The sequence below is a fragment of the Acidovorax sp. KPB24-03 genome (assembly GCF_057546605.1).
In genome coordinates, this window is the sequence record NZ_BAAJYR010000645.1 from 1 (window position 1) to 1,405 (window position 1,405).

1 protein-coding gene is annotated in these 1,405 nt (G+C 70.2%); it reads left to right on the forward strand.

Annotated features, from left to right (window positions below; all coding sequences use genetic code 11):
* The first annotated feature begins 385 nt into the window (after positions 1 to 385).
* A complete protein-coding gene (locus AC27KI_RS24810; RefSeq protein ID WP_317355011.1) occupies positions 386 to 1,339 on the forward strand; it encodes an AEC family transporter in 954 nt (317 codons plus the stop codon).
* The last annotated feature ends 66 nt before the right edge of the window (positions 1,340 to 1,405 follow it).

Genomic DNA, 1,405 nt, shown 5'->3' on the forward strand with positions numbered 1-1,405 from the left:
CGCCGGGCGCCGTCGCGCCCCCCGGGCGGGCTCCGCCCGGGTCCTTGGGGCATCGGCGCCAGGAATTGCTATTGATTTAATAGCGATATGCCCTAGTGATGATTGCGTTGGAGCCCGTTTTGAAGGGCGGCGCAAAGGGTATGAGGGCGCCCCTTTCGCCAGTACCGACCGTCTGGGACTGGCGCGGGCCTGGACCATGCGCGCCGGGCCGGGGGGCGTGTGCACGCCGCAGCGGCTCACCGGCGCGCGGGCGGCTGGACATCCGCCGGGACAGGACAGGCCGGTGCGTCGAGCCGCCACCCCACGGGACCCATCTGACGCGGCGGTGCGCAGGGCGCGATGCACCGCACCGATAATCGAAGGCTTTGCCCGCAGGATCGCCGCCGTGAACTCCCCCGTCTTCGCCTCCATGATCCCGGTGATCCTGTTCATCGCCATCGGCTTTCTCGCCGGGCGCCTGGGCTGGGTGCGGGCCTCGGCGGTCAAGGATCTGTCCAACCTGGTGTTCCTGGTGCTCACGCCCGCGCTGCTGTTTCGCACCATGGGCACGTCGCGCGTGCAGGACCTGAACTTCGAGCCGGTGGGCCTGTACTTTCTCGCGGCCGGGCTGGTGTTCGTCGTGTCGCTGGCGCTCATGGGGTTCTCCACCCGCTCGGCCGCGTTCGGGCTGGCCAGCATGTTCAGCAACACCATCATGATCGGCGTGCCGCTGGTCGGGCTGGTCTACGGCCAGGAAGGGCTGGTGACGCTGTTCACGCTGATCTCGCTGCACGCGCTCATCCTGCTCACGGCGGCCACGGTGGTGTTCGAGCTGGCGCAGGCGCATGAAAGCCAGCGCGACGGCCGCAGCGCGCCGCGCCCCATGCTGCATACGGTGCTGCAGGCCGTGCGCAACGGCATCCTGCACCCGGTGCCGCTGCCCATCCTGGCCGGGTTGCTGTTCGCGCAGACCGGCCTGCACCTGCCCGAGGTGGTGGACAAGCCGCTGCAGCTGCTGGGCATGGCGCTCGGCCCCATGGCCCTGCTGCTGGTGGGCGTGACGCTGGCGTTCAGCAAGGTGGGCCACCATGCGCGCGACGCGCTGCGCATTTCGCTGGTCAAGAACCTGGCGCACCCGGTGCTGCTGCTGGCGCTGGCCTGGGCCTTCGGCCTGGGCGGCACCTCGACGGCGGTGATGTTCCTGGCCGCGTCGCTGCCGGTGGGGGCCAACGTGTTCCTCTTTACGCAGCGCTACGACACGATGCAGGACGAGGTGACGGCCAGCATCGCCGTATCCACGGCGCTGGCGCTGGTGACGGTGCCGCTCATGCTGGTGGTCGCGCAGCGGTTCTTTCACTGAGGCCTGGCGCCCGGTCGGCCGGGCCGAAGCACCGGCGCACGGCGCGGGCGGTCAGGGCGCGAGGCG